Raw genomic sequence first — 25,504 nt, 5'->3', positions numbered from 1 at the left:
TCGGGTCACCAGGAGAAGAGTTCGGTGTGTACGCGGCCGGCCGGCACCCCGGCCTCGTGCGCGGCGGCGCGGGCGGCGTGGGCCCACTCGTCCGGGCCGCAGACATAGACCTGGGCGCCGGCGATGTCCGGGGCCATCTGCCGCAGCGCCGCGGCCTCGCCCAGGTGGGCGTACTGGGCCGGCAGCCAGGACGGGTGACCGGCCCGGCCGCCGAGCAGGTGCACCACCCGGACGCCCCGGTGGGCCGCGAACCAGTCCAGCTCGTCGCCGAACGCCAGCTCGGCCTGGTTGCGGGCCCGGTAGATCAGGGTCGCCTGGCCGGGCCGGTAGGACAGCTCACCGAGCAGCGACAGCAGCGGCGTGACACCGATGCCGCAGGCCAGCAGCACGACCGGCCCGCCGGTGTGGTGGTGCGCGGTCAGCGTCCCGTACGGTCCCTCGATCAGCGCGCGCGTCCCCGGCCGCAGCCCGGCCACCCGAGCGCTGCCGTCACCCAGGTCCTTCACCGTGATCCGCAGCATGTGCCCGTGCGGCGTCGCCGACAGCGAGTAGGGGTGCGCCCGGCTCCACCCCGGCCCGTCCAGGAACCGCCACTGGAAGAACTGCCCGGCCCGGGCGGGCAGCCGGTCGAGGTGCCGGCCGCTCAGATAGACCGAGGTCAGGCCCGGCCCCTCCGGGACCACCCGGTCGACCACGAGCCGGTGCCGCAGGTTGCGCCAGACCGGCAGACCGATCCGGTACGCGAGGACGGCGCCCGCCGCCACCCCGTAGAGAGTCCACCAGTACACCGTGGCGGCGGTCGAGCCGACGAAGTCGGTGCCGGTCCACAGCTGGTGCGGCAGGGCCAGGCCGACGCCCAGGTAGGCGTACAGGTGCATCAGGTGCCACGACTCGTACCGAAGCCGGCGCCGGGCCGCCCGGACCGATGTCACCACGACCATGACCAGCGCCGCCGTCGCCGCGGTGGCCAGCAGCATCCCGGGATAGGTCCGGATCAGGTCCCACAGCTCGGCCACCGCGTTCGCGTGATCGGCCGCCGCGTACCCCAGGGTGATCACCACGATGTGGGCGACCATCAGCCAGAACGAGCTGAACCCGGCCCAGCGGTGCCAGCGGGCCAGCCGGTCCTGGCCGAACGCGCGCTCGGCCGCCGGGATCCGGGCCATCAGCAGCACCTGCAGCAACAGCAGGTCCGAGGCCCACAGCCCGGCCAGCCGGCCGACCGCCGAGACCGCGTCGGCGCCGCCGCCGGCCACCTGCTGGATTCCGCCGTTGCCGACCCAGAGGGCGGTGACGACGAGCAGGGTCAGCCCGGCGGCGGCCCCGGCGACGTCGGCCCACCACCGCGGGGGCGCGGCGGCGACCGGCGCCGGGCGCCCGACCTGGGGTACGACAGTGGAAGTCATGCTCAGAGCATCGGCCGGAAACCTAAGCGTCCGAGGCCCCGGAGCTGTGCATCACTTATGAAGTCGCTGTGAACGCACGACCGCAGCATGGCCGGCGGCCGGGCGCCGGTCCATGCCGCACCGGTGCGGCATGGACCGGCCGGTTCGGATCGGCGACCATCGGGGCGGAGCCCGAAACCACATCCCGGAGGCGTGATGTCCCCACAGGATCCGGCTGCCCTCGGTGCGCATCCGGCCTCACCGCCGGCGGCATCCCGTCGAGGGCTGGTGATCGGCCTGGTCGCGGCCGTGGCGCTGGTCCTCGTGGCGGTGGCGGTGGCCGTGCCGATCATCCGGGGCCGCAACGGGCCGGCCGGCCAGTTCGAACGGGCGGCCCAGACGTTCCATGACGCCTACGACCGCACGGCGCGATCCCTGAACGACAAGCTCGCCACGTCGTCCGGCGGCGGCTTCGGCGATCCGTCCCGCGCGGCCGTCATGGTCGAGGCCGAGAAGCTCGCCGACGTCTTCGACGCTTACACCAGAGCCCTGCGAGCCATCTCGTTCCCCGCCGAGGCGACAACGGCGGCGAACCAGCTGATCAAGGTCACTGATTTCGGGCACACGCTGATGACGAACTTCGCGAACGGCTTCGGTGTCGGTACGGCGAACACGATGCTGGCGGAGTTCGGGCCGAAGATGGAAGCCGCTCTCGCCGACGCGGAAAAGGACCTCCGGACCGGATTGGCTGCCCGGTGAACGTCGCCCGGAGCGCCCTTTGGGCGCGTTCCAGGACGCGTTCAACGACCCGTCCGGCAGGGTACTCGCGCTGGCGGCCGGCGCTTTTCGGCGCTTTAGGTGCTTTTAGGCGTTTTTTTGGCCCGACCACTCACGCACGTGGAGCGGAGCGACCCTCGGCGTGAGCGACGGTCCGCACCACCCACCCCGCTACGACATCGGTCTTTGTGTGTTGAGGGGTTTACGGGTCGGGTTGGGCGCGGGTGAGGCAGAGCATAGCGACGTCGTCGCGGCGCGGGCGGGGGCCGACGTCGCCGGCCAGAATGTGGTCGATGATCTTGGTCGGGTCGGTTGAGGGGGCGGCGCGCAGCGCCCGGCGGAGCTCGTCCAACCCCAGGTCCAGCGGGTGCTGATGGTCCTCGACGAGGCCGTCGGTGTACAGCAGCAGCGTCGCACCCGAGGGCAGCACGAACGAGGTGTCACGATAGGCCGGCACACGCTGGGTGCCCAGCGGCGCGCCCGGCGGCAGGGCCAGGAAGGACGTCTGGCCGCCATGCCGGAGCAGGGGCGGCGGATGGCCGGCCAGCACGCCGGTGACCGCGCCCGTAGTGACCTCCAGCTCGAGATAGCAGCAGGTCGCGAAGGTGTCCAGGCCGATGTCGCGGATCAGCCGGCCGGTGCGTTCCATCACCGCCGAGGGGCGGTGGCCGTCCAGCGCGTACGCGCGGAGAGCATCCCGGACCTGGCCCATCGCCGCCGCCGCGGCGGTGTTGTGGCCGGCCACGTCACCGACGACGACGCCGACGACACCGTCCCGGATCGTGATGATGTCGTACCAGTCGCCGCCCACCTCGGTGCCACGGGTCCAAGGCAGGTAGCGGGCGGCGTGCCGCAGGCCCGGAGTGTCGGGCAGCCGGGCCGGGAGCAGGGCGTGCTGCAACTCGGTGGCGATCGAGCTGCTCGTCTCGTACAGCAGCGCCCGCTGCAGGGCCTGCGCGCTCAGGCCGGCCAGGGCCATCAGCGTCGTCGTGGTGTCGGCGTCGAAGTCGCGGGGCCGGTGGTAGCCGACCACCAGGGCGCCCAGCACGTCACCGGCCACGGCCAGCGGGAGGAAGGCCCACGCCTGCCGGTCGCCCGGCGGCACCGGGTCGGTGCAGGCCGACTGGGCCTGGTGGAAATGCGTGGGCGAAGAGAGGAAGCGGGGGCGGCCGGTGCGGGCCACGGCGGTGGCCGGGTACGGGTGACCGATCGGCAGCTCGGCCAGGCGGGCGGCGACGTCCGGCTCGTACCCGGCGTGGAAGCTCAGGCGCAGGTGCTCGTCGTCGCGCAGCAGCAGGGCCAGGCTCTCGCCGCCGGCCGACGGGCGCAGCACCGCGCCGATCGCGGCGTACACGTCGGTGGTGGTGCTGGCCGCGACCAGGGCGTTCGTCACGCTCTCGAGGGCGCCGGCCCGGGCCACACTGTCGGCGAGCTGGCGCTCCCGGCGTACCTGCTCGGTGATCTCCCGGAACGAGATGGCGACGAACCCGGCGCCGTCCCGCCCGATCTTGATCTCCCACACCTGGCTGATCGACGGGTACGACAACTCCTGCCGCCACGGCTCCCCGGACCGGACGACCGTGCGGTAGCGCTCGAACAGGCCGTCCGGCCACGCCTCGGGCGAGATCTCACTGAGCCGATGACCGATCACATCCTCCACCGCCCGGCCGGTGAGCTTGGCGCCGAGCTGGTTGACGTACTCGCAGACGAAGTCCGTGATCTCGCCGTCGGCGTCGTGCACCGGCCGCAGCACCGTGAACCCGTCGAAGGCGGCGTCGATCAGGTCGTACAGCCGGCTGCCGCCGTCCGACCGGGGTGACACCGTGACCTGCCGCAGGTCGATGAACCGGACCAGGAAACCGTCCCCGTACGGCCCCACGTTCAGCTCGAAGTGCCCGGAGACGGTGGAACGGTCGTAGAAGACCGTCCGCGTCGCGGGCCGCCCGGTCTCCACCACCGAGCGGTAGAGCGGCAGCGTGCCGTCGTGCACCGTCTCGGGCCACAACTCGCGGTAGCGCCGGCCGACCAGCTCACCGCGGTCACGGCCCAAGATCTGGCACCCGGCGTAGTTGATGTAGCAGAGGACGAAGTCGGCGATCGTGCCGCCCTCGCGCACCGCCCGGGCCAGCACCCAGCCTTGCGGATCGGCGTCCAGCATGGCGAGCATCTGGGCATCGGGAAGCTCCGAGACCACCCGGCACCTCCTGACCGCGACCCGGCGACGCAGACATCATCGCGCATCCGCACCCGCCTTGAAGAGACCCTCGGCGAGGGGTGTTGGCCCGTTCGGACGAGACCATCGGCCCTGCCCGTCCCTTCGTGGGCGACCAACGATGAAATCAGCGTCGTCCCACGCATTTGACCAGGACCGACTTGCCGGCGCCGTTGTCACCGCACAGTGCGGTCACCTGCCGGCCGGAACCTCCAGGTCGACGCCGTCCAGAGCATGCACGGGCCCGAAACTCTTGTGCAGGTCGCGCACCCGCAGCAGCGGCGTGGTGGTGTCCATCAGTCCCGCCGTCCTCCCGGTCCCGCCTGCCCGGCTCGGACAGTCCGCCATCTCCTGAATACGTCCGGACGGTGGCCGCGCCCAGAGGACAACGACCCGGTGCGCGCCGCCGGCCGACCTCAGCGAAGGTCACGCCGGCGGAACGCGGCGAGGCCACCGGTGGCGAGGACCACAGCCACGCCGGACAGCCACACCAGCGGCGTGCCGACCAGCCGGGTGCCGGGCAGCTTGGGCACGTGCGTGAACGGCGACGTGTCCATCACCCAGTGGTTGAGGCCGAGGATCGCCCCCAGCTCGACGATCAGCACCGAGGTGACCAGGACGGCCCAGGCGATGGCGGCCAGCCGGGCCGAGAAACCGAACAGGGCGACGCCGATCGCGCCCACCACCCAGGCGGCCGGAAGCTGGACCAGGGCGGCGACGGTCAGGCGGGCGACCTGCCCGGCGATGTCGCCGGTGGACGCGCCGTACACCAGTCCGGCCGCCGCGCCGAACACCGCCAGCAGCAGCGCCGTGCCCAGCGCGGCGAAGACCAGATGGCTGGTCGCCCACCGGGTCCGGCTGATCGGGGTGGCGAGCAGCGGCTCGGTACGGCCGCCGCTCTCCTCGGCGCGCAGCCGCATCGTCGCCTGGACCGTGTAGGCGGCGGCGGTCAGGCCGGCGATGCCCATCACCGCGGCCAGGAACTGGTCGGCCAGCGCCTTGCGGCCACCCATCCGGGCCAGCAGCTCGGTCATCTGCGGACTGAGATCGCCGGCATCGCTGACGCCGTGCACGGCGCCACCCATCACCGCGCCCGCCACCGCGAGCCCGATCATCCAGCCCAGCAGGGTGCCGCGGTGCAGCCGCCAGGCCAGCCCGAGCGGGCTGCTCAGCGAGGCGCCGGCGGTCGCCGGAGCGGGACGCTCGGGCAGCACTCCCGTGCCTTGGTCACGGGCGGCCACGAACCGGTACGCGACGGTCAGCAGCGCGACGAGCAGGGCCGCGAACAGGGCGACCACCCACCAGCGCTCCCCGGCGTACGGCCGCAGCCGCGTCGCCCAGCCGATCGGCGAGACCCAGCTCAACCCGGCCGGGCCGGTGTCGCCGAGCGCCCGGAGCAGATAGGCGACCCCGAGCACCGCGGCGGCCATCCCGTTGGCCGTACGGGCGCCGGTACCGAGCTGGGCGGTCACCGCGGCGACGGCGGCGAACACCAGGCCGACCAGCCCGATCGACAATCCCAGCGCGACCGAACCGGTCCCGGGCAGGCCCACGGCGACCAGGCCGGCGGCGGTCACCAGGGCGATGCCGCCATTCGCCAGCCCGGCGGTCAGCAGCGCGGCGGTGAGCGGGGCATTCCGCCCGACGACCGTGGCGCCCAGCAGTTCCAGCCGGCCGGTCTCCTCCTCGGCCCGAGTGTGGCGCACCACCGTGAAGATGCTCATCAGCGCGGCCATCAGGTACGCCGTCACGCCGATCTTCCAGCTGGTCAACGAGCCGATGGACACCCGGAACAGCGGCCCGTTGAGTGCCACCAGCGCCGGAGTGCCGACCACGCCACGGACGACGTCGAGGGACGCCTCGGTCGGGTACAGCTTCTGGTAGTTGGCGGCGGTCGCGGCCGGCATGGCCCCGACGACGAGCACCCACGCGGTCAGACGGACCCGGTCCAGCCGCAGCGCCAGCCTGGTGAGCGCCCCGGTACGGGCCAGGGCGTTCATGCCGCCGCCCGCGCGAGCCGGGGTGACGTCCCCGGCCGCGGTGATCGCATCGGCCATCGCGCATCCCCTCGCTGGAGTCCTGCTCCGACGCTCCTCCGGTGCCCGCCTTCCCGCCCGGGCCGGAACACCCGACCGGCCGGGACCAAAGTCTCGTCCGGACAGTGGCACACCGGAAGGGCCGAACGGCCCTGAACACGATCTGTACCGCCGACGAACGTGGTGTCGATACCCCCCTTTCACCCACCGACGAAATGGAGTTGGTCATGCGCGTACGTCTTCACCTCCGAGTTCTGCTGATGACGGCGGCCGGGGTCGTCTCGCTGATGGTGGCCGCCCCGGCGGCGGCGCGGAGCGGGATGGCACCGGCCGGGACCATCCCGGGCTCGGCCATGCTCCAGCCGGCCGACCTGGCCGGCGCCGTCCCGGTGCCGGCCGATCAGGATCTGTGGCCGTGGCTGCGTCCGCCGGCGCCACACGCCTATCTGTCGAGGGTGGGTGTCCGGACGGCCGAACGTGCGGTCCGGGTCGTCTATCCGGTGGCCGAGACCCAGCCGACGGTCCTGCTCGAGTACGTCGCGGTGTACCGGGGCATGGGTGCCGAGCGGTACCTGTGGCGGCTGCGCGGCGCGGTGTCCCGGCCGCACGCCCGTTGCGCCGCCGACGGCCGGACCTGGCGGCTGGCGGCAACGGGTGTCGCCGGCCGCGATTCGCTGCTGCTGAGCGTCAGCCAGACCGTGCAGTACCCGGACGGAACCGGCCGGGTGCAGACTGCCTACGTCGCGGTCGCCCGGGTCGGGCACGCCCTGGTCGTGGTCGCCGACGTGGGCTGGGAGTACGGCGACGGACATCGGTCCCTGACACGACGGCTGGCGCCGGTCGCCGTGCGCCGGGCGGCTCAGCTCCGATGATCCGCGGCGGGCCGTGACGTGTCCAGCATCGCGAGCTGTTTGTCCAGGTGAGTGGCGTAGTCCTCGATGCCGGCGGCGACGTCGGTGTGGTGGATGTCGTAGATCCCGTAGCTCTCCAGAATGGTGTAGCCGACGAATTTGTAGTTGGTACTGATGGCGAGCAGCAGGTCGTCCACGCTCTTTCCTTCGAACAGCACACTGTCGGCGTTGCTGAAGATGCCGGCCGGCGCGTTCCAGGTCGCGGCGGTGAAGAAGCCCCGGCCGTGCATCCGGCCGCCGGTGCCGTACTGCCGGGACGGGTCGGAGCGGGTGCGCCCATCGGTGGCGAGAAACGTCTTGCTGTGCAGGCCGGCGTTGAAGACCTCGTCGACGTACCGCTTGTAGATCCACGGAGCGCCGAACCAGTTGATCGGGGTCTGCAGGATCACCAGCCTGGCGTCGAGGTGCCGCCGCACCTCGACGGCCGGGTCGAAATGCTCCTCGACCCGGGTTTCGGTGACCTCGTGGCCGCGGTCGAGGAGGTACTCCTTGGCCTTCTCGGCCATCGCTCGGTTCAGAACGCCCTCGGACCAGTTCGGATAGGTCAGATGCGCATTGACGACATGTACCCTCATGCGCTCCACCCTTCGCGCCCGCCGCCGGTCGAGGGAGTCCCCGGCCATGGGGTCATTGCTGGTGCCCCCCTCCGCGGCCGGCGCGGCCGTAGATTCGACGGCATGGACGCCCAGAACGAGCTCCGCGAGTTCCTGACCTCGCGCCGCGGCCGGCTCACCCTGGAACGGGCCGGCCTGCCGGACTTCGGCGGCCGCCGGCGCGTGGCCGGGCTGCGCCGCGAGGAGGTCGCGCTGCTGGCCGGGATGAGCGTGGAGTACTACAAGCGGCTCGAGCGCGGCAACGCGACGGGGGTGTCCGAGGCGATCCTGGAGGGCGTCGGCCGGGCCCTGCAGCTCGACGACGCCGAGCGTACCCACCTGCACAACCTGGCCCGGGGCGCGCAGCCGCGGCGGCGAAGCACGCCGGCCCGCGCCGAAACGGTCCGGCCCATCGTCCGGCAGATCCTCGACGGGATGCGCGACATCCCCGCGTTCGTGCAGAACGGCCGCCTCGACATCCTCGCCACCAACCGGCTCGCCGGGGCCCTGCTGTCGCCGCTGTACGAACAGCCGCACCGGCCGGCCAACTTCGGCCGGTTCGTGTTCCTCGACCCGCGGGCGAAGACGTTCCACCGCGACTGGACCGCCACCGCGGCGCAGACCGTCGCCGTGCTGCGGGCCGAAGCCGGGCGGGCCCCGTACGACCGCATGCTCACCGGGCTGGTCGGTGAACTGTCCACCCGCAGCCAGGAGTTCCGGCAGCTCTGGGCGGCCCACGAGGTCCGCGAGCGCCGAGCCGACATCACCAGCCTGCGCCACCCTGTGGTCGGCGACCTCGACCTCGGCTGCGAGGGCATGGAACTCACCCACGACCACGGCCTTGTCCTGATCGCGTACGCGGCCGCTGACCAACCGTCCGCGGACGGCCTGCGCCTGCTCGCGAGCTGGTCCGCCGCCGCGACCTCGGGCGAAGCGGCGGACCAGCCCACGACATGACTCAGTGGGCGGCGAGCCGTTCCAGATCCGGGTGCAGCACCGGCGGCGCCGGTTCGGCCGTGGCTGCGGCCGTACCCGTCAGCTTGTCGAAGAACCGCAGCAGCTCCACCGGGAACGGCATGACCAGCGTGCTGTTCTTCTCCGCGGCCACGTCGACCACGGTCTGCAACAGGCGCAGCTGGTATGCGCCGGGTGTCGCCGCCATCGCCCTGGCCGCGTCGGCCAGCCGTTGCGACGCCTGGAACTCGCCGTCGGCGGCGATCACCCGGGCGCGCCGCTCACGCTCGGCCTCGGCCTGCCGGGACATGGACCGCTTCATCGAGTCGGGCAGGGCGACGTCCTTGACCTCGACCCGCTCGACCAGCAGACCCCACGGCTTCTCGGTGGGCGCGTCGATGACCGCCTTCAGCTCCGCGTTGATCCGCTCGCGGTCGCTGAGGACGACGTCCAGGTCGGCCCGGCCGATCACCGATCGCAGCGAGGTCTGCGCGACCTGGAGGATGGCGTTCGGGTAGTCACGCACGTTGACCAGGGCGCGTATCGGGTCGACGACACGGTAGTAGACGACCGCGTCGACGGTCAGTGTCACGTTGTCCCGGGTGATCGCGCCCTGGGCCGGTACCGGCATGACCACGGTCTGCATGGTCACCTTCACCATCCGGTCGGCGATCGGGATGATCACCCGCAGGCCCGGCTGCCGGGCCTGGTCGAGGACGCGACCGAAGCGGAAGACGATGCCGCGCTGGTACTGCTGCACCAGCCGCAGGCTCATCGAGAGCAGGATGACGACGCCGATGCCGATGATCAGTGCCGTGGTGGCCGGTGTGGACATGGCTGCCTCGTTTCCTCGTACTTCGGCTCACTGTGGTCGGGGGTGCCGCCGAGCTGGGCGATGAGCAGGGCCCGGCGTACGTCCGAGGCGCTGATCACGCCGTACGGCCGGCCGTCGCGGACCACCACGGCCAACTCCTCACCGGGCGAGAATCTGCCGGCGTGCACATGGCGGAGGGCGCTCACCGGAGGTGCCACCGCACCGGCCGGTGCCCGTCTTGGCGACGGTGGGTCTGGCGGCTCCGGTAGGGGGGCAGCCACCCGGATCATCAGCCGATCCGGTGCGGTGGTCGGGCTCTCCGGTGAGCGTCACGGCCAGCATGGCGCTCCGCGTACGCCATCGGCAGGGTCTTTGGTCCCCGGAACGGCCCGGCCCTCGCGGTGCGGTGAGCGGGACTGTCGGCCCTGTCGATCGCGGGCGGGCGCGGCCAGGCTGAACCGGAGGGAGGCGCCCGATGTCAGTCCTGGCCACTGCCGGAGTCCTGCTGCTGTTCGCGATCCTGATCAGCGCCGGACCCGTGCTGGAAGCCCTGTTCGACCGGGTCCGGCGCGGGCCGCGTGGAGGAGGTGGGTGATGACGTCCCTGACGGTCTTCGACCAGGTCGCCATGCACGGCTTCCTGAGCGACCTGCCCGCCGACCGGCTGCGGCGGATCGCCGTCCACGGCCGGCCGGTCCTACGGCACCCGGGCACCCGGCTGTTCGCCGAGGGCGACCCGGCCGAGTCGTTCTGGCTGGTGCGTTCCGGCGTCGTGGCACTCGATTTCGCCGTACCTGGGCGCGGCGACATCAGGTTCGAGCAGATCACCGGCGGTTCCGTCGTCGGGTGGTCGTGGCTCGTACCCCCGCACCGCTGCACGCTCGGTGCGGTGGTCGCGCAGGAGATGCGTGCGGTCGAGTTCCGCGCGGCCGGCGTCCGGGCCTTGATCGGCGAGGACCCCGACCTGGGCCGGGAGCTGCACACGCGTTTCCTGGCCGTGGTGGCCGACCGCCTGGCCGCCTCGCGGCGCCGGCTGGCCACTCTGTACGCCCTGTCACAGCCAACGGACGAGGAGTTCCGTCATGCACATCCGGACATGGACCGTCGAGATCAACATCAGTGAGCTGGAGGAGGACCGGCGCACCAGGGCGGTCGCCCGTCTGCACACCGACTGCCGGTCGCCGATGCTGGGCGAGGGGGAGGCACGGCGCCGGCCCCTCGACCGTGAGGTTCCCGAGATCGGCGATGAGCTGGCCACCGCGCGGGCTCTGGCCGACCTCGCCTACAAGCTGCTCGACGTCAGTGCCGCCGACATCGAGCAGTTCACCCACAAGCCGGTGCACCTGACCTCGTGAGGCGGGACCTCCGGCCCTGCCCGCCGGGCCGTCCCGGCCGGACGATGAAGGTATGACCAGCACCCGTGCGATTGTCGCGGCGGTGATCGGGCCGGCACCGGCCGACCCGGTGCTCCGGGCCGCGTTGATCGAGGCCGACCGTCGGCGATTGCCCGTCGTGGTCCTCGGCGTCGGCGCGGCCACACCGTCCGACGAGGTCGCTCTCGACGATCAGGTCCGGCGGTGGGCGGAGAAGTATCCGGACGTGACGGTGACCGTGTTCATCCGGCGGCAGCTGGACGCCGCGGTCACCCTGGTCGCCGCCAGCCGGACGGCCGAGCTGCTGGTGGCCGATCCGTCCGGCGGACCGGCGGCCGCGGCGGTCGTCCGGGCGGTGCGCCACCGGGCCGGGTGCCCGGTGACGGTCGTCCAGGACTGACCAGGGCCGGCTCAGGCGGAACGCCGCCACCGGACGACGACCGCCGCCGCTGCCGTCCAGAGCAATACCACCCCGAGATCGGCCCAGCTCACCCCGGCACCGCCGACATCCGGCCGGGTCGCCGCGAGCATCGCCTCGAACACGTGTCGCAGCGGGAAGACGTCACCGATCGCGGCCAGCCAGCCCGGCCACGAACACCTCGGACACGAAGCACAACGGCAGCAGCACGCCGAGCGTGATCGCGATCAGGGACCGCGCACCCGGCCGCAATGCGACCAGCGCCAGTCCCAGCAGCGCGAAGCAGAGCCCGCCGAGGACGACGGACAGGAGCAGCGCCAGCAGCCGGGCGAGATCCAGCCGGACGTCCTGGCCCACCACCGCGGTCACCATCAGCAGCATCACCCCGGCCAGACCGGTCAGCATGGCGGTGGCGATTCGCGCGCCGAGGAAGACCGGGTACGGCAGCGGGGTGCCGCGTAGCCGTTCGACCACGCCGGCGGTCCGTGCCGCGGCCAGATCCTCCGGCAGGTTGACGAAGCCGGCCACCGCGAGTGTGTAGGTCACCATGCCCGGCAGCTGGTACTGCGCCATGGGCAGGCCGTGCACCCGGGTGTCGCCGAAGACCGCCGGGAACAGGATCAGCATGAACACCGGGAAGACAATCGTGAAGAACACCGGCAGAGCGTTCCGGAACACACCCCGCAGCGCGTGCCGGACCTGCCCCTGGAACAACGCCGCCGTGCCCGGCCGGCCGGGCACGGCCGGCGCGGACAGCCGATCCCGCTCGTACCCGATGATCTTGGTCTTGGGTGTCGTGCCCGATGATGAGCCGCGCGGTGCCCAGCCGAACCGCCACGCCGCGACCGCCGCACCGGCGACGGTCCAGCCCGCCAGCACGGCGAGACGGCCGGGAGAGAAGCCGGACCCGGCGCCGGGTTCGAACGCCGTCGCGGCCACCCGCGCGAAGTGTTTGAGCGGGAGCAGGGAGCCGGCCACGTCGAGGACGCGGGGCAGGTCGGCGCCCACGATGAAGACGTCCGAGATGAAGGCGAGGGGGATCAGAATGCCCTGAGCAATCGCCTGCGCGGCCGTCACGGTGCGGGTGAGCGACGTCAGTGCCAGGCCGAGAGCGCACAGGCAAGCCACCCCGAGAACGACGGTGACCAGCAGGGCCGGCAGCTTGTGCCCGACGATGTGCACGCCGTACACCCCGGCCCCGACGCCGGTCACCAGGGCCAGCGACAGCAACGCGGCGACCAGTGAGGCCGCGATCCGCGAGGCGATCACGGCGGCGGCCGTCACCGGCGCGCCGCGCAGCCGCAGCAACACCCCGCTCTCCCGGAGAGCGGCGGTGTCGACCGCGAGCACGGTGAACGACGCCTGCGCCATGCCGAAGACCGCGAACGGCGTCACCAGGTATTGCGCCACCGGTACGCCGTCCGGAGTGCGCTCGTCACCGACGAGTGCCGCCACGATGATGAGGAACAGCAGCGGGAACGCCACCGTGAAGAACGCCGCCATCGGGTTGCGGAAGAACGCGCCGATCGCGTGCCCGGACAGGCTCACCCACGGCCGGACCGGTCCCGTGCGGACGGCGAGTTCACTGTTCACGACCGGCCTCCCCGGTCAAGGCCAGGTACGCGGCCTCCAGGGTCGGCTGCGTCACCGCGAAGTCGGCCAGCTCGAACCCGGCCGCGAGCGCCCAGTCGGTGAGCTGCCAGGTGTCGGACACGGTATGGCGGGTGTCGACCACGACCGTGCCGTCGTCGGCGCGCGCCTCGCCGGTGAGGGCGGGCAGATCCGCGACGGTCGTGGCGGGCGGCAACCGGAAGGTGATCGTGCCCGGCAGACGACCGCCCGCCCGCAACTCGTCCGGGGTGCCGATCGCGATCAGCCGCCCGGACCGCAGCACGGCCACCCGGTCGGCCAGCTCCTGCGCCTCCTCCAGATAGTGGGTGGTGAGCAGGACGGTGGTGCCGAGCTGCCGCAGCCGGCCGATCAGCTGCCAGGCACGGTGCCGGGCGGCGGGGTCGAACCCCGTCGTGGGCTCGTCCAGGAACAGCAGGTCGGGCGCGCCGACCAGGCCCAGCGCGAGGTCCAAGCGCCGGCGCTGGCCGCCGGAGAGCTCCTTGACCCGGCTGGTGCGCTTCGCGCCCAGCTCGACCAGGTCGATCAGCTCGTCCGGGTCGTGCCGGCGCGGATACAGCGACGCCTGCAGGCGGAGCAGCTCGCGTACGGTGAACTCCTCCTCGAACCCGGCCGTCTGCAACACGATCCCGATCCGTTCGCGGAACTCCCGGCCGCCGGTGTCCGGGTCGAAGCCCAGCACCCGCACCTCGCCGCTGTCCCGCCGCCGATACCCCTCCAGGATCTCCACCGTGGTGGTCTTGCCCGCGCCGTTGGGGCCGAGCAGGGCGAAGACCTCGCCGGCGGCCACCGTGAAGCCGATCCCGTCGACCGCGCGCACCGGACCGTAGGCCCGGCGCAGGTCCCGTACCACGATGGCGTCCATCGGTACGGCTTCAGCGCGCGGCCGTGGCCGGTTCGATGTGCGCCTCCGGCCCGGGGAAGATCAGCGACGTGTGGTCGTTGTCGAACCAGCGGACCTGGTACGGCGGGGTGCCGTCCACCCGGTCCACGGCGATCACCAGTCCCACCCGGCGGTGTTCACCGAGACGGGCTCCTTCCACGACGATCCGATCACCGACGTGCGCGAACATGGGGAACCTCCTCAGCTCGCGCGCCCCGGACGGGCGCGCCACGACCAGGATGCGCCGGCCCGGGCGGCCGTGACAGGGCCGTTGGACCGGGCCGATGGTCGCGTGGCGGAGTGGTCCAACGGCCCTGTCCCACCCTGGCCGGCATCGCCGCCCGGGGTGCGGGTGTCGCTCGATCTGCTGGCCGAGTTCGCCGACCGCGGTGCGGCCTTCCCGGCCCAGCTCGTCTTCGCGCGAACCCGCGTCCGCTCGGTCCGTCTCGCGATGCTGAGGGCCGCGCACCGGCAGCGCCGCCTCGCCCAGACGTAGGGCGCCCGCTCGCGGTGATCGGGTCTTTCGGCCCTGTCCGTCGCCCCCGCACCGCAGTGCAGTGGAGAGAGAGGAACGGAAGGAGGACACCATGGTGTCGCTGCTGCCGCGCCTGTTCGGTGACGTCACCGACTGGTTCGACATGGATTTCCCCCGCCCGATGCCGGCGATCCGGATCGAGGATCGGATGACCGACGAGGAGTACGTGCTGCGCGCCGAGTTGCCGGGACTCGACCCCGACAAGGACGTGCAGATCACGTCGCACGGCGGAATCCTGACGGTCAAGGCCGAACGGCACGAGGAGGACAAGGGCCTGAACCGCTCGGAGTTCCGTTACGGCATGCTCCAGCGCTCGTTCCGCCTGCCGTCCAATGCGGACGAGGCGGCGATCAAGGCCACGTACGGCAAGGGCATTCTCGAGGTGACCATCCCGCTCACGTCGCCGGAACCGACCGGCCGGCAGATCGAGATCAACGCCACGGAATGACCGCGAGAACACCGGCCGGCGACCGCGGGACGTCGCCGGCCGGCTCGCGTCTCAGACGGGATCGACGGCGGTGCCGGGGCCGGATCCGAGGAGGCGGGCCAGCCACGCGGTGCGGGTCCGGCGGGCGGCGACCGAGATCGGCGCGTCCGGGAAGAGGGCGTCGACCAGTTCCATCTCAGAACCGTGCCTTGCCGCCGACCGGCACCTCGTCGGAGTACCGCGAGTCCCCGGCGAGCAACGGCTGCAGTGCGGCGACCAGCGCCTGGGCCGGCTCGGTGGCGAAGAACTCGCTGTGCGCTCCGGCGCTGGTCCATCCTTCGGTGACGTGTACGACGTCGGGGTCCGCGGCCGAGCGGCCGACCAGGAACACGACGCAGTCCGGGTGCGGCAGCGACGGCGCGTCCAGCAGCAGCCGGATCACCTCGTCGCCCCGCCCGGGCCGGGCCGTCATGGTGGCGTGGAAGCCATGTGTCACGTTCATGCCTCCACGATGGCCGAGCGGACCGGGCGTTACCTAGATCGATCCGGGCGGGCCGTTGCCCGATCCTGCCCGGTCGGCGGATCCGCTCAGATGAAGAGCAGCTGGGCGCCGTCGGTCTTCTCGATGAAGTCGGCGGCGTTGATGACGGCCTCGACGCCCGGTGATCATGTCGAAGCCCCAGAAGGTGAAGAACAGGTGCGTCTCCACGCCTTCGCCGAGGGCGGCGTTGGCGAGCACCAGGCCCGGGTAGGCCATGTCCAGGTTGCCCTTGGAGCAGATGATGGCGAGCTTGCGGCCGGTGGTCTCCTCGTCGTCGAAGTTCGGGACGCGGCGGAGCTTGTTGACCACCATGGTGCCCGCCGTGCCGGCACCCAGGACGAGTAGACGTCGCATCGTGTCCACCTCCGGAAGAATCGGCGGGCCGGCATGGTCGCCGGCCCGCCGATCGGTACTGCGCGGTGCTGTGGGTCAGATGAGCCAGCGGTGCTTCTGGACGAAGGGGAGCTGCGCCCACCAGCGGCCGAGGCCCCAGGTGTGTCCGGCGTAGGTGACGGCCAGGGCGATGGCCGCGACGCCGTACATGAAGTGGTAGTCGGTGATCGGGTTGGTCGAGTGCGTCGCCTCGCCCGCCGCGTTGTGCTGGGCCGGCGGGAACTCGGCGAACCACATCAGGGCCATCATCAGGGCGCCGGCGCCGGCCGCGATCCGCATGCCGATGCCGAGGACCAGGGCGAGCCCGACACCGAGCAGGCCGAGCATGAACAGCCCGTCCGCGTACCAGGTGCCGGCGATGGAGTGGAACGTTCCCTGGAAGGGGCCGACGTCGACGCCGGAGAGGAAGCCTTTGGTCGGCGAGCCGCCGTTGAGCCACGAGCGCTCGCCGGGAGTCGCGTAGCTCCAGCCGAAGGTCTTGTCGAGGAACGCCCACAGAAAGACGAACCCGGTGGAGATGCGCAGCACGGCGAGGACACGAGCCGCGGTGGTGGTGAGCATGGAGCCAGGCGCCTCGACCTTCTCGAGATGGCCTGCCGGGCCCCGGCCGGTGGTGGTCATGATTTCCTCCTCAGTGGATTTCTCTTATGCCCTTACGATCGCCGACGCGGCGGTCACGCACCCGGGCCGGCAGCCCGTCGCGTGCGGGACCTAAGTCCCGAACTTCGCGTGACCCGGAGGGCCAGGCCGGGCAGGACGGCGACCGCGGCGCAGGCCAGCAACTCGGCCAGAGTCAGGGGATCGGTGCCGAGCAGGACCCGCAGCGACGGCACGAGCACGCCCGCCACCTGGAGCAGACCGGACACACCGACCGCCACGAGCAGCCACGGGTTCCCGGGTCGCCCGGGTCCGGGCACCGCGCGGACCGCCAGCGCCACGCCGAGCTGGGCCAGGCCGAGCACCACGAACATCACCGACTGCCAGGGCCGGTCGAGCCGGTGCGCAGCCACCCCGGCGGCCAGGACGACCGACGCCACACAGAGGCCACCGAGGAGCACATCGCGCAGCAGGCCGTCGCCGAGGACGGACTCCTGCGGCGACCGGGGCGGGCGGCGCCGGACATCCGCCTCGGCCGGTTCGGCGCCGAGCGCGACCCCGGGCACGCCGTGGGTCAGCAGGTTCACCCACAGCAGCTGGGCCGGCAGCAGCGCCAGCGGCATGCCCAGCAGCGGGCCGGCCAGCATCACGAGCAGTTCCGCGACCCCGCCGGACAGCGCGTAGCGCAGGAAGCGGCGGATGTTGTCGTAGATGCGGCGGCCCTCACCGATCGCGTCGGCCACGGTGCCGAGGTTGTCGTCGACCAGGATCAGGTCGCCGGCCTGCCGGGCCACCTCGGTACCCCCGCCCATCGCGATCCCGATGTCGGCCCGGCGCAACGCGGGGGCGTCGTTGACACCGTCGCCGGTCATCGCCACGATCTCGCCCCGCCGCTGCAGCGCGGCGATGATGTCGAGCTTCTGCTCCGGCCGGGTCCGGGCGTACACCCGGGCCTCCTCCGCGGTCACCCCCCGATCGCCGTTGACTACCTCGTCCCCGGGGCCGAGGATGCCGAGCCGGCGGCCGATCGCCGCGGCCGTCGCCGGGTGATCCCCGGTGATCATGACCAGCCGTACGCCGGCGTCGTCGAAGTCGGCCGCGGTGTGGCGGGCCGCGTCCCGCAGCGGGTCGCCGACGCCGACGATGCCGAGCGCCCGCATCGGCGCCTCGTCCGTGGAAGTCGCGGTGGCCAGGGCGAGTACCCGCAGGCCACGGGCCGCCATCGCCGCCGCGGCGGCCAGCAGCACGCGGTCCCGGTTCTGGTCCAGCACCGTCTCGGGAGCTCCCTTGCAAGCCACCAGGCCGGATTCGTGCACCGTCACCATCCGCCTGGTGCGCTGGTCGAAGGGGTGCTCGGCGACCCGTGGCGCGGATTCCCGTTCGGCGGCCGGGTCGAGCCCGCACCGGCCCGCGAAGGCGAGCAACGAGGCCTCCATGGGATCCCCGGCCGCCTCCCAGCCGGCCCGGTCACCCCCGGGTGCGACGAGTTCGGCGTCGTTGCACAGGACCCCGGCGCGGGCGAGTTCACGCAGGTCCCCGCCGGCGACGACCGGCGCGCCGTCGCGGCGGACGACGCCGTCCGGCGCGTAGCCGGTGCCGCTGAGTGTGTACCGTGCCCCGTCCGGGCACACCGCCTCCTGGACCACCATCCGGTTCTGGGTCAGGGTGCCGGTCTTGTCCGACGCGATAACGGTGACCGAGCCGAGGGTCTCCACGGCCTGGAGCCGGCGGGGGATGGCGCTGGTGTGCGCCATCCGGCGGGCCCCGAGGGCGAGCGCCAGTGTCACCACGGCGGGCAGCGACTCCGGGACCGCGGCGACCACCAGACTCACCGCCGTGACGGCCATCCGGATCACCGGCTGCCCGGCCAGCACTCCGGCGGCGAACACCACCGCGGACACCGCGACCGCGACCATGCCCAGCGTCCGGCCGAGAGCCGCCAGCCGGCGCTGCAGGGGGGTTGGTCCCGGCCGGGTCCGCGCGACCAGGCCGGCCACGCGGCCCAGGGAACTGGCCGGTCCGGTCCGGACGACCACGCCGGTCGCGCGGCCGGTGGTGAGCACTGTTCCGGCCGCCGCGATCGCGCCGGGTTCGCGGGTCACCGGGACGGACTCACCGGTCAGCGTCGACTCGTCGAAGGCGGCCCGCTGTGCCTCGGAGAGTTCCAGGTCGGCGGGCACGATGTCGCCGGCGTCCAGCCGTACCAGGTCGCCGTGCACCACCTCCGCCGCGGGCACGATGACGTCGACGCCGTCCCGTACGACGCGGGCGGTGGGCGCGGCCAGCCGGTCGAGGGCCGCGATGGCCCGGTCCGCCCTGACCTCCTGGACCACCCCGATCACGGTGTTGACCAGCACCACCAGCACGATCACGGCGGTGTCGGGCAGGTCGCGCAGGACGGCGGTGACCACGGCCGCCGCCAGCAGCAGGGCGACCAGGGGGTCGCCGAGCTGACGGCCGATCCGGCCGGCCAGCCGGCGTGGCCGCGGCGGGGTGACCGTGTTCGGCCCGTCCGCGGCCAGCCGATCGGCGGCCTCGGCGGACGTGAGTCCGGCGACGAGTAGATCCGTCATCGGGTCAGGTCCTTCCGGCAACGTGCTCGATGATCGCCGCGGCCGGCAGACGCGGGCTACGGGGTGGGGTGCAGGCCGGTTCGCCGGCCGCGAACCTCAGGACGAGATGTGGGTAGCCGTCGCCGACCAGGTCACGGACCATCGAGCGGCTGGCCGCGACCTCGATCACGCCGCTCAGCGGCAGCACCGAGACCTCGATGCGGGTTGCGGTCAGCCAACCCGCGGAGAGGGCCTCGCCGGCGCGGAGCCACGCCGGCCGGGTGTCGGTCGTCGTGCTGAGCACACCCAGCACGGCGGCATGGTCCCGGAGGTCCCGGACGCTCGTCGTGCCCGCCCCGAGGAGCGCCGGTCCCGGGCCGCCGGGCAGGGCCGCCGCGGGAATTCCGGTGTACGCCCGCCGTACGCCACCGAGCCAGGTCTCGACCTCGGCCTGCCACGCCGGGTCCGCCGTCTCGGCCGCCGCCAGCCGCACCGCGGCCGCGAGCAGGTGGATCTGCCGGGGACGCAGCAGCGTCAGCCGGGCCTCCTCGCGGCGGACGGCCGCGGCGACGGTCCGAAGCTTGTCATGGTCCAGCGGTGCGCTCGGACGGGTACGCCGGTCGGTGCTCCGGCGCAGGGTCGCCCGGACCATCCGCCCCGCGTACCGGTCGGGTTCGGCGCGGCCGCCCAGGCTGATCCGGGCGAGCTGGTCACCGTCGTCCGCCGGGTGACGGTCCACCCCGGTCCGCCACCCGCTCGCGGCCAGCTCCAGCCGGGCGTGATGCAGCGCGGCGCCGCAGCTGACCACGGCCAACCGCGCGTCCGGGTCGGCCGTGGTGAGCAGCCGGGACCGTTCCAGCAGCAGGTCGAGCGTGTCCGGCCCGATCCGCCAGCGCCACGGCTGACTGTTGTGGATCGACGGCGCCGTGCCGCCGAGCACGGCCGCCCTGACCAGCGCGGAGGTGCGCTGGTCAGGGCGGACGTCACCGGGGACCATGACCGTGCCTCAGGTCGACGCGGGGGTACGGACGACCGCGACGCTGACCGGGCACCGGTGCAGCAGATGCCGGCTGACCGAGCCGAGCAGCGCCCCGCGGACCGGGCCCCGGCCGCGGCTGCCGACGACCACGAGCCTGGCCCCGGCCGATGCCCGGTCCAGTGCCGCCGCGGGGTGCTCGGGCACGACGTCGGCGGTGACCTTCACACCGGGGTAGCGGGCTCCGAAGACGGCCAGACGATCGTCCAGCAGCCTGGCGCGGGCGGACAGTTCCTCCTCCGGCACCGGCTCGCGGACACCGCGCAGCCAGTCGAAGGATCCGGGGCACGCGTGCACCACCCGCAGCTCGCCACCCCGGCCGGCGGCGGCCTCGAAGGCGAACGCCAGCACGGCGGTGGCGCCGTCCGTATCGTCCACGCCGGCCACCACCGGACCGGTGTCGGGGTCACCACGAACCACCACGACCGGGCACCGGGCATGCGTGCTGACCGCGGTGCTCACCGAGCCGAGCAGGCCCGCGACGGCGCTGTGGCCCTGCCCGCCGAGCACCACCAGGCCGGCGCCCGCCGACCGGTCGATCAACGTCAGCGCCGCGGGTGCCTGGACCAGCCGGGCGGTCGCCGGGACGCCGGGGTGGCTGCGGTGCGCGTCGGTCACCACGGTCTCGAGCAGGTCGTGGATGACCCGCTCGGTCTCGTTGTCCGGCCACACCGCCGTGCCGAGCATCATCGAGGCCGCGGGCGTCCAGGTCGGCCACTCGTACGCGTAGAGGAACTCGACCGATGCTCCGGTCCGTTCCGCCTCGTCCAGCGCCCACCGGGCAGCGGCCGCCGCTCCCGTCGACCGGTCGTATCCCACCAGGACCTTGTTGGCGGCCATGGCTGCTCCTTCCACGAGCCGATATCTCCGTCCTCAGCGTCGGCCGCCGCGCCCGCTCCGGCACAGGGCGGGAGGTCCCGTCCGTACGGGACCCAACGCCCCCAGCCGGTGGGCCCGCAGCACATGGGCCCACCACGGCCGGGGCGTGGCGTCGTGCAGGGGCGGGACACCGGTCCGCTTCAGGCTGACCCAGCCGCCCGGCCCCATCGAGATGGCGCCGACCACCGGCCGCCGTCGCAGCGCGACCGCGGCCGAGAGGGCGACGGCCATCGCCGTGGCGGCTCCGAGGGCCGCCATGGCGATGCGGGACACGTCGACCGCCGGCACGTACGTCACCCGGTCGTCCGGTCCGGGGACGTAGGCGCCGATCGTGCGGTCGCCGTGCCGTACCGGAACGATCGTGAGGTTGCCGCCGTCGTCCATGGCCGGCGCCTAACGGCTGTCCGACGCGGTGGCCGACTCCGCGACGGCGGCCCGGCCGGCCTCCAGCCGGGCGATCGGGACCCGGAACGGTGAGCAGGACACGTAGTCCAGCCCGGCCTCGTGGAAGAACCGGATCGAGGCGGGGTCCCCGCCGTGTTCGCCGCAGACTCCCATGGTGAGGTTGGGCCGGGCGGCGCGGCCGCGTTCGACGGCGATCCGGACCAGTTCGCCGACGCCGCCGCTGTCGATGGTCTCGAACGGCGAGACCGCGAAGATGCCCAGCGACAGGTACCGGCCGAAGAACGCGCCCTCCACGTCGTCGCGGGAGAAGCCCCACGTCATCTGGGTGAGGTCGTTGGTGCCGAAGGAGAAGAATTCGGCCGCGTGCGCGATCTCGCCGGCGGTCAGCGCCGCCCGCGGCACCTCGATCATGGTGCCGATCGGGATCCGCGAGGCTCCGGTGACCGCCGCGAGGACGGTCTCGGCCTCCGCGCGTACCGTCTCCAGCTCCTGCACCGTGCCGACCAGCGGGATCATGATCTCCGGGCGGGGGTCGCCGCCGGCGGTGACCCGCCGGGCCGCGGCCTCGGCCACCGCCCGGATCTGCATGGCGAAGAGCCCGGGGATGACCAGGCCCAGACGTACGCCGCGCAGCCCCAGCATCGGGTTGGCCTCGTGCATCCGGCGGACGGCGGTCAGCAGCGTCGCGTCCCGCCCCGGATCCGTGCCGCGGGCTTCGGCGGTGGCCACCCGGGCGGCCAGCTCGTCCAGCGGCGGCAGGAACTCGTGCAGCGGCGGGTCGATCAGCCGGATCGTCACCGGCTGCCCGTCCATCGCCGCGAGCAGGTCCTCGAAGTCGGCCCGCTGCAACGGCAGCAGGTCGGCCAGGGCGGCGTCCCGTTCCACCTCGTCCTCGGCCAGAATCAGCCGCTCGACCAGCACCCGGCGATCGCCCAGGAACATGTGCTCGGTGCGGCACAGCCCGACCCCGGTGGCGCCGTAGCGGCGGGCCCGGGCGGCGTCGCGGGCGGTGTCGGCGTTGGCGTGCACGCCCAGCCGGGCGACGTGGCCGGCGTGGGTCATCAGCCGCTGGATGGCGCCCAGGAGCTGGTCGCCGTGGGGCGGCAGCTCGCCCTCGAAGAACCGCACCACCGGCGACGGGCGCACCGGCAGTTCACCGGCGTACACCCGGCCCGTGGTCCCGTCGATCGAGATGATCTCGCCGGCCCGCACCACGCGGCCGCCCACGGTGAACTGGCCGTCGCCGACCTCGATCTCCTCGGCCCCGCAGACACAGGTCTGGCCCATGCCCCGGGCCACCACGGCCGCGTGCGAGGTCTTGCCGCCGCGGCTGGTCAGGATGCCCTGCGCGGCGATCATGCCGGGCAGGTCGTCGGGGTTGGTCTCGCGGCGGACCAGGATCACCGGCCCGGTGGCGGCGGACGCGGCTGCCGAGTCGAACACCACCGCGCCGGATGCGGCCCCCGGCGAGGCGGGTACGCCGGTGGTCAACGCGGGTGGGGCGGCGGCCAGGTCGAAACTGGGGAACATCAGGTGGGCCAGCTGCTCGCCGTTGACCCGCAGCAGCGCCTCGTCGAGGGTGATGACGCTCTCGTCGACCAGCTGCGCGGCGATCACGAAGGCGGCCGCCGGCGTCCGCTTGCCGACGCGCGTCTGCAGCATCCAGAGCTTGCCGTTCTCGATGGTGAACTCGATGTCGCAGAGATCGCGGTAGCGCTGCTCCAGCCGTTCCATGATGGACAGCAGCTGCCGGTAGCTCGCCGGGTCGATGCCGGCCAGCGCGCTCAGGCTGACCGTGTTGCGGATGCCGGCCACGACGTCCTCGCCCTGCGCGTTCGGCAGGTAGTCGCCGTAGACACCGCGGCGCCCGGTGGCCGGGTCCCGGGTGAACGCCACGCCGGTACCCGAGTCCGGGCCCCGGTTGCCGAACACCATCGCCATCACGTTGACGGCGGTGCCGAGATCCTGCGGGATCCGCTCCTGCCGCCGGTAGAGCACCGCGCGTTCGGCGTTCCAGGACCGGAAGACCGCGGTGATGGCGAGGAAGAGCTGTTCGTGCGGCGCCTGCGGAAATTCCCTTCCGGTGTACGCCCGGAACGCCTTCTTGTGTGCCTCGACGAGATCGCGCAGCTCGGCCACACCCATCTGCTCGGTCGGCGACCCGGTCTCGAACTCCGCAGCGGGCACGTCGAACACCGTCCGGCCAAGCATCTGGATCAGCCGCCGGTAGGAGTCCCAGGCGAAGCGCTCGTCGCCGCTGCGGGCGGCCAGCCCCTCGACGCTGGCGTCGGACAGCCCGATGTCGAGGATCGTCTCCATCATCCCGGGCATCGAGAACTTGCCGCCCGACCGCACCGACAGCAGCAGCGGGTCGTGCGCGTCGTCGAGCCGCTTCCCGAGCTGTGTCTCGACCCGGCGCAGATGGTCCTCGACCTCGGCGAACAGGCCGGACGGAACGTTGCCGGTCCGTAGGTAGGCGCGGCAGGCCTCGGTGCTGATGGTGAAGCCGGGCGGCACCGGCAGACCCATCCGGGTCATCTCGGCGAGGTTGGCGCCCTTGCCGCCGAGCAGGTCCTTCTGGTCCTTGCTGCCTTCGGTGAAGTCGTACACATACCTCGACATGCCCAACCGCCTCCCGGTGTCGATGTCTCTCCCGCCGAGGAAACTCCGCGTGAGGACCCGCCCAGTAGGGCCGGAGGGCCCGTCCACCAGCCCTGGAGGACCTTCGGCCCTGCTGCGGGTGCACCACGGCGGCCGACGGTGGAGTCATGACCGAGACGACCGCCGGCGTCGGCGTGGTCGACGAACGCACGCCTACCAACAGGCCACCACGATGACGTTCGCGGGCATCGTGGCCTGCCAGATCGGTACGGCCTTCGCGGCCCGCACCGACCGGGCCGCGCTGCGCTCGATCGGGCTGTTCAGCAACCGGCCGCTGCTCGCCGGCATCGCGTTCGAGCTGGTCTTCGCGGCCGCCCTGATCTACCTGCCGCCACTGCGGGCGGTGTTCGGCACCGCGGCCCTGCACCCGGCCCAGCTCGCCGTGCTGCTCCCGTTCCCGTTGCTGGTGTGGGGAGCCGACGAGTGGTACCGGGCGCATGGGCGCCGTGTCACGGCTCGATCTCGATGACCTGCTCGGCCCGGCGGCGCGGGGCGGGCGGCAGATCGCGGCCGGCGTCGCTGTAGCCCAGGCGCACCACCACGAACGGCTCGCCCGTTCCGGCCAGCAGCTCGCGAACCAGGTGCCGGGGCCAGCTCACCTCGATCGCGTCGGTCAGCGGCGCGGTGCTGAGCCCGTCGGCCGTCGCCCGGAGCAGCAGGGCGGACAGGGCCTCGCCCGCGTGCAGCAGGTCGATCCGGTCGTCGCCGGTGCCGAAGACCACGGCGTACTCGGCGCCCTGGTCGCGGCCGCCACCGACTGGCAGACCGGCGATCCGGTCGGGCGCGAAGTCGCGCACCGGCACGCGCCGCAGACCGGGTGCGACCGCGGTGGTCGCCGGCACGCCGTCACCGTCCCAGGGCGTACGGGTGGTCCACCGGTCGATCTCGGCCCGGTAGTCCGGGTCGTCGGCCTCGGCCGCCTCGGCCAGCTCGGCCGAGATGCCCAGCATCACCACCTGGTCCGGGCGCAGCAGGTGCAGGTAGGCGCCTTCGGCCTCGACCGCGGCGCGCAGACCGTCGATCACCGGACCGGGTACGGCGCGGTCCCCGAACGCCCGCCGGTCGGTCCGCCGCCGCTCGATGGCCGCGGCCAGCGCCTCGGTCGCGGGCGCGACCGGGGTGGTCCCGGTCACCCGCAGCTCGGCGATCAGGTCCGGGCGGTGGTGGTCGGGCAGCCGGTCGACCGCCACGTCGTGCCCGGCAGCGGCGAGCGCGACCCGGGCGTGATGGAGCGCGGCGCCGAGACTCAGCATCAGGAGCCGGCCCTCCGGGTCGGTGATCTCGAGCTGACGGGCCGGGTCGGACCACAGCTGCAGCGCGTCGGCGGTCACCCGCCAGACCCACGGCTGGGTGTTGAACACGGACGGCGCGTGCAGCGCGGTACGCGCCGCCGACGCCAGGGTCTCGCGGATGGCGGACATGGCCTTCCTCCTTGATTCGGTCACCACCACGGTGCCGGGGCCGTCCCGGCCGGGCTCAGGGCCGAAGGTCCCG

Annotated in this window: 27 protein-coding genes and 1 pseudogene; 9 read left to right on the top strand and 19 right to left on the bottom strand. The window is 72.9% G+C overall.

Features of this window, described 5'->3' with window-relative positions:
- Positions 1-5: 5 nt before the first annotated feature.
- On the bottom strand, positions 6-1,406 hold the full coding sequence (locus ACGFIO_RS14195; protein WP_392826314.1) for a ferric reductase-like transmembrane domain-containing protein: 1,401 nt from the start codon (positions 1,404-1,406) through the stop codon (positions 6-8).
- A 267-nt stretch (positions 1,407-1,673) separates the two neighbouring features.
- On the opposite strand from ACGFIO_RS14195, the gene ACGFIO_RS14190 reads away from it, so the two are divergent.
- On the top strand, positions 1,674-2,144 hold the full coding sequence (locus tag ACGFIO_RS14190) for a hypothetical protein (protein WP_392826313.1): 471 nt from the start codon (positions 1,674-1,676) through the stop codon (positions 2,142-2,144).
- Positions 2,145-2,364: 220 nt separating this feature from the next.
- Here the strand turns inward: ACGFIO_RS14190 and ACGFIO_RS14185 are convergent, their stop codons facing one another.
- A complete protein-coding gene (locus ACGFIO_RS14185; RefSeq protein WP_392826312.1) occupies positions 2,365-4,356 on the bottom strand; it encodes a SpoIIE family protein phosphatase in 1,992 nt (663 codons plus the stop codon).
- A 434-nt stretch (positions 4,357-4,790) separates the two neighbouring features.
- Complete coding sequence (locus ACGFIO_RS14180; RefSeq protein WP_392826310.1) at positions 4,791-6,431, bottom strand: ABC transporter permease; 1,641 nt, start codon at positions 6,429-6,431, stop codon at positions 4,791-4,793.
- A gap of 206 nt (positions 6,432-6,637) precedes the next feature.
- Between ACGFIO_RS14180 and ACGFIO_RS14175 the strand changes: the two genes are divergently transcribed.
- Positions 6,638-7,282, top strand: coding sequence for a hypothetical protein (locus tag ACGFIO_RS14175; RefSeq protein WP_392826309.1), 645 nt, complete (start codon positions 6,638-6,640; stop codon positions 7,280-7,282).
- On the opposite strand, the gene ACGFIO_RS14170 is transcribed toward ACGFIO_RS14175, so the two are convergent.
- Entirely contained in the window at positions 7,270-7,896 is a 627-nt protein-coding gene (locus tag ACGFIO_RS14170) for an NAD(P)H-dependent oxidoreductase (protein WP_392826307.1), read from the bottom strand. The two genes, ACGFIO_RS14175 and ACGFIO_RS14170, sit on opposite strands and share 13 nt — an antisense overlap.
- A gap of 102 nt (positions 7,897-7,998) precedes the next feature.
- On the opposite strand from ACGFIO_RS14170, the gene ACGFIO_RS14165 reads away from it, so the two are divergent.
- Complete coding sequence (locus tag ACGFIO_RS14165; RefSeq protein WP_392826305.1) at positions 7,999-8,871, top strand: helix-turn-helix transcriptional regulator; 873 nt, start codon at positions 7,999-8,001, stop codon at positions 8,869-8,871.
- Position 8,872: 1 nt separating this feature from the next.
- Here ACGFIO_RS14165 and ACGFIO_RS14160 read toward each other — a convergent pair whose 3' ends face one another.
- Both ACGFIO_RS14160 and ACGFIO_RS14155 read right to left on the bottom strand, forming a co-directional pair.
- Entirely contained in the window at positions 8,873-9,703 is an 831-nt protein-coding gene (locus tag ACGFIO_RS14160) for an SPFH domain-containing protein (protein ID WP_392826304.1), read from the bottom strand.
- Positions 9,676-9,888, bottom strand: coding sequence for a hypothetical protein (locus ACGFIO_RS14155; protein WP_392826302.1), 213 nt, complete (start codon positions 9,886-9,888; stop codon positions 9,676-9,678). Before ACGFIO_RS14155 ends, ACGFIO_RS14160 begins: the two co-directional genes overlap by 28 nt.
- 388 nt (positions 9,889-10,276) lie before the next feature.
- Between ACGFIO_RS14155 and ACGFIO_RS14150 the strand changes: the two genes are divergently transcribed.
- The 3 genes from ACGFIO_RS14150 to ACGFIO_RS14140 are packed head-to-tail and all read left to right on the top strand — an operon-like array spanning position 10,277 to position 11,454.
- Positions 10,277-10,804, top strand: a complete 528-nt coding sequence (locus tag ACGFIO_RS14150; protein ID WP_392826301.1) for a Crp/Fnr family transcriptional regulator — start codon at positions 10,277-10,279, stop codon at positions 10,802-10,804.
- On the top strand, positions 10,764-11,036 hold the full coding sequence (locus tag ACGFIO_RS14145; RefSeq protein ID WP_392826299.1) for a DUF1876 domain-containing protein: 273 nt from the start codon (positions 10,764-10,766) through the stop codon (positions 11,034-11,036). The genes ACGFIO_RS14150 and ACGFIO_RS14145 overlap by 41 nt, the downstream gene beginning before the upstream one ends.
- A 52-nt stretch (positions 11,037-11,088) precedes the next feature.
- Positions 11,089-11,454, top strand: a complete 366-nt coding sequence (locus ACGFIO_RS14140; RefSeq protein ID WP_392826297.1) for a hypothetical protein — start codon at positions 11,089-11,091, stop codon at positions 11,452-11,454.
- 162 nt (positions 11,455-11,616) lie between these two features.
- On the opposite strand, the gene ACGFIO_RS14135 is transcribed toward ACGFIO_RS14140, so the two are convergent.
- From ACGFIO_RS14135 to ACGFIO_RS14125, 3 genes are read right to left on the bottom strand one after another with little or no spacing between them, the layout of a single operon-like run.
- Entirely contained in the window at positions 11,617-13,065 is a 1,449-nt protein-coding gene (locus ACGFIO_RS14135) for an ABC transporter permease (protein WP_392826295.1), read from the bottom strand.
- Complete coding sequence (locus ACGFIO_RS14130) at positions 13,055-13,966, bottom strand: ABC transporter ATP-binding protein (protein WP_392826293.1); 912 nt, start codon at positions 13,964-13,966, stop codon at positions 13,055-13,057. Before ACGFIO_RS14130 ends, ACGFIO_RS14135 begins: the two co-directional genes overlap by 11 nt.
- Positions 13,967-13,976: 10 nt before the next feature.
- Positions 13,977-14,174, bottom strand: coding sequence for a DUF1918 domain-containing protein (locus ACGFIO_RS14125; protein ID WP_392826292.1), 198 nt, complete (start codon positions 14,172-14,174; stop codon positions 13,977-13,979).
- A gap of 162 nt (positions 14,175-14,336) precedes the next feature.
- Between ACGFIO_RS14125 and ACGFIO_RS14120 the strand changes: the two genes are divergently transcribed.
- Together ACGFIO_RS14120 and ACGFIO_RS14115 are read left to right on the top strand one after the other, a co-directional pair.
- Positions 14,337-14,480 carry a hypothetical protein gene (locus ACGFIO_RS14120; protein ID WP_392826291.1) on the top strand — a complete coding sequence of 48 codons (144 nt, stop codon included), beginning with the start codon at positions 14,337-14,339 and terminating at the stop codon, positions 14,478-14,480.
- A gap of 91 nt (positions 14,481-14,571) precedes the next feature.
- Positions 14,572-14,967, top strand: a complete 396-nt coding sequence (locus ACGFIO_RS14115; RefSeq protein WP_392826290.1) for an Hsp20/alpha crystallin family protein — start codon at positions 14,572-14,574, stop codon at positions 14,965-14,967.
- Between the two features lie 51 nt (positions 14,968-15,018).
- Here ACGFIO_RS14115 and ACGFIO_RS14110 read toward each other — a convergent pair whose 3' ends face one another.
- From ACGFIO_RS14110 to ppdK, 9 genes and pseudogenes are all read right to left on the bottom strand, one after another.
- Entirely contained in the window at positions 15,019-15,141 is a 123-nt protein-coding gene (locus ACGFIO_RS14110; RefSeq protein WP_392826289.1) for a hypothetical protein, read from the bottom strand.
- Position 15,142: 1 nt separating this feature from the next.
- Positions 15,143-15,448 (bottom strand): putative quinol monooxygenase, encoded by a 306-nt coding sequence (locus ACGFIO_RS14105; protein ID WP_392826287.1) that lies wholly within the window; start codon positions 15,446-15,448, stop codon positions 15,143-15,145.
- 150 nt (positions 15,449-15,598) lie between these two features.
- Positions 15,599-15,799 (bottom strand): annotated as a pseudogene (locus ACGFIO_RS14100) (DsrE/DsrF/DrsH-like family protein); the annotation flags it as partial.
- Between the two features lie 117 nt (positions 15,800-15,916).
- Positions 15,917-16,501 carry a hypothetical protein gene (locus tag ACGFIO_RS14095; RefSeq protein WP_392826286.1) on the bottom strand — a complete coding sequence of 195 codons (585 nt, stop codon included), beginning with the start codon at positions 16,499-16,501 and terminating at the stop codon, positions 15,917-15,919.
- Positions 16,502-16,554: 53 nt separating this feature from the next.
- Positions 16,555-19,050: a cation-translocating P-type ATPase gene (locus ACGFIO_RS14090; protein WP_392826284.1), complete on the bottom strand. Its 2,496-nt coding sequence runs from the start codon at positions 19,048-19,050 to the stop codon at positions 16,555-16,557.
- Between the two features lie 4 nt (positions 19,051-19,054).
- A complete protein-coding gene (locus ACGFIO_RS14085; protein ID WP_392826283.1) occupies positions 19,055-20,026 on the bottom strand; it encodes an Acg family FMN-binding oxidoreductase in 972 nt (323 codons plus the stop codon).
- 9 nt (positions 20,027-20,035) lie between these two features.
- On the bottom strand, positions 20,036-20,905 hold the full coding sequence (locus tag ACGFIO_RS14080) for a universal stress protein (protein ID WP_392826282.1): 870 nt from the start codon (positions 20,903-20,905) through the stop codon (positions 20,036-20,038).
- 33 nt (positions 20,906-20,938) lie between these two features.
- Entirely contained in the window at positions 20,939-21,328 is a 390-nt protein-coding gene (locus ACGFIO_RS14075) for a hypothetical protein (protein ID WP_392826281.1), read from the bottom strand.
- A gap of 9 nt (positions 21,329-21,337) precedes the next feature.
- Positions 21,338-23,971 carry a pyruvate, phosphate dikinase gene (ppdK, locus tag ACGFIO_RS14070; RefSeq protein ID WP_392826280.1) on the bottom strand — a complete coding sequence of 878 codons (2,634 nt, stop codon included), beginning with the start codon at positions 23,969-23,971 and terminating at the stop codon, positions 21,338-21,340.
- Between ppdK and ACGFIO_RS14065 the strand changes: the two genes are divergently transcribed.
- The gene (locus ACGFIO_RS14065) at positions 23,970-24,479 is read left to right on the top strand and encodes a cation transporting ATPase C-terminal domain-containing protein (RefSeq protein ID WP_392826278.1); all 510 of its coding nucleotides are present in this window, start codon (positions 23,970-23,972) and stop codon (positions 24,477-24,479) included. The two genes, ppdK and ACGFIO_RS14065, sit on opposite strands and share 2 nt — an antisense overlap.
- On the opposite strand, the gene ACGFIO_RS14060 is transcribed toward ACGFIO_RS14065, so the two are convergent.
- Positions 24,460-25,431, bottom strand: a complete 972-nt coding sequence (locus tag ACGFIO_RS14060) for an Acg family FMN-binding oxidoreductase (protein ID WP_392826277.1) — start codon at positions 25,429-25,431, stop codon at positions 24,460-24,462. The genes ACGFIO_RS14065 and ACGFIO_RS14060 overlap by 20 nt on opposite strands.
- Between the last annotated feature and the right edge of the window lie 73 nt (positions 25,432-25,504).

Source organism: Actinoplanes sp. NPDC049265, assembly GCF_043197135.1.
Taxonomy (GTDB): domain Bacteria; phylum Actinomycetota; class Actinomycetes; order Mycobacteriales; family Micromonosporaceae; genus Actinoplanes.
This window is presented reverse-complemented; position numbering and strand designations above follow the sequence as displayed.

Excerpts from the sequence above, each read along its gene's own strand:
- ACGFIO_RS14195 (WP_392826314.1), bottom strand. The coding sequence starts at position 1,406 with ATGACTTCCACTGTCGTACCCCAGGTCGGGCGCCCGGCGCCGGTCGCC.
- ACGFIO_RS14180 (WP_392826310.1), bottom strand. The coding sequence starts at position 6,431 with ATGGCCGATGCGATCACCGCGGCCGGGGACGTCACCCCGGCTCGCGCG.
- ACGFIO_RS14175 (WP_392826309.1), top strand. The coding sequence starts at position 6,638 with ATGCGCGTACGTCTTCACCTCCGAGTTCTGCTGATGACGGCGGCCGGG.
- ACGFIO_RS14170 (WP_392826307.1), bottom strand. The coding sequence starts at position 7,896 with ATGAGGGTACATGTCGTCAATGCGCATCTGACCTATCCGAACTGGTCC.
- ACGFIO_RS14165 (WP_392826305.1), top strand. The coding sequence starts at position 7,999 with ATGGACGCCCAGAACGAGCTCCGCGAGTTCCTGACCTCGCGCCGCGGC.
- ACGFIO_RS14160 (WP_392826304.1), bottom strand. The coding sequence starts at position 9,703 with ATGTCCACACCGGCCACCACGGCACTGATCATCGGCATCGGCGTCGTC.
- ACGFIO_RS14150 (WP_392826301.1), top strand. The coding sequence starts at position 10,277 with ATGACGTCCCTGACGGTCTTCGACCAGGTCGCCATGCACGGCTTCCTG.
- ACGFIO_RS14145 (WP_392826299.1), top strand. The coding sequence starts at position 10,764 with ATGCACATCCGGACATGGACCGTCGAGATCAACATCAGTGAGCTGGAG.
- ACGFIO_RS14140 (WP_392826297.1), top strand. The coding sequence starts at position 11,089 with ATGACCAGCACCCGTGCGATTGTCGCGGCGGTGATCGGGCCGGCACCG.
- ACGFIO_RS14130 (WP_392826293.1), bottom strand. The coding sequence starts at position 13,966 with ATGGACGCCATCGTGGTACGGGACCTGCGCCGGGCCTACGGTCCGGTG.
- ACGFIO_RS14125 (WP_392826292.1), bottom strand. The coding sequence starts at position 14,174 with ATGTTCGCGCACGTCGGTGATCGGATCGTCGTGGAAGGAGCCCGTCTC.
- ACGFIO_RS14115 (WP_392826290.1), top strand. The coding sequence starts at position 14,572 with ATGGTGTCGCTGCTGCCGCGCCTGTTCGGTGACGTCACCGACTGGTTC.
- ACGFIO_RS14110 (WP_392826289.1), bottom strand. The coding sequence starts at position 15,141 with ATGGAACTGGTCGACGCCCTCTTCCCGGACGCGCCGATCTCGGTCGCC.
- ACGFIO_RS14105 (WP_392826287.1), bottom strand. The coding sequence starts at position 15,448 with ATGAACGTGACACATGGCTTCCACGCCACCATGACGGCCCGGCCCGGG.
- ACGFIO_RS14095 (WP_392826286.1), bottom strand. The coding sequence starts at position 16,501 with ATGACCACCACCGGCCGGGGCCCGGCAGGCCATCTCGAGAAGGTCGAG.
- ACGFIO_RS14090 (WP_392826284.1), bottom strand. The coding sequence starts at position 19,050 with ATGACGGATCTACTCGTCGCCGGACTCACGTCCGCCGAGGCCGCCGAT.
- ACGFIO_RS14085 (WP_392826283.1), bottom strand. The coding sequence starts at position 20,026 with ATGGTCCCCGGTGACGTCCGCCCTGACCAGCGCACCTCCGCGCTGGTC.
- ACGFIO_RS14080 (WP_392826282.1), bottom strand. The coding sequence starts at position 20,905 with ATGGCCGCCAACAAGGTCCTGGTGGGATACGACCGGTCGACGGGAGCG.
- ACGFIO_RS14075 (WP_392826281.1), bottom strand. The coding sequence starts at position 21,328 with ATGGACGACGGCGGCAACCTCACGATCGTTCCGGTACGGCACGGCGAC.
- ACGFIO_RS14065 (WP_392826278.1), top strand. The coding sequence starts at position 23,970 with ATGCCCAACCGCCTCCCGGTGTCGATGTCTCTCCCGCCGAGGAAACTC.
- ppdK (WP_392826280.1), bottom strand. The coding sequence starts at position 23,971 with ATGTCGAGGTATGTGTACGACTTCACCGAAGGCAGCAAGGACCAGAAG.
- ACGFIO_RS14060 (WP_392826277.1), bottom strand. The coding sequence starts at position 25,431 with ATGTCCGCCATCCGCGAGACCCTGGCGTCGGCGGCGCGTACCGCGCTG.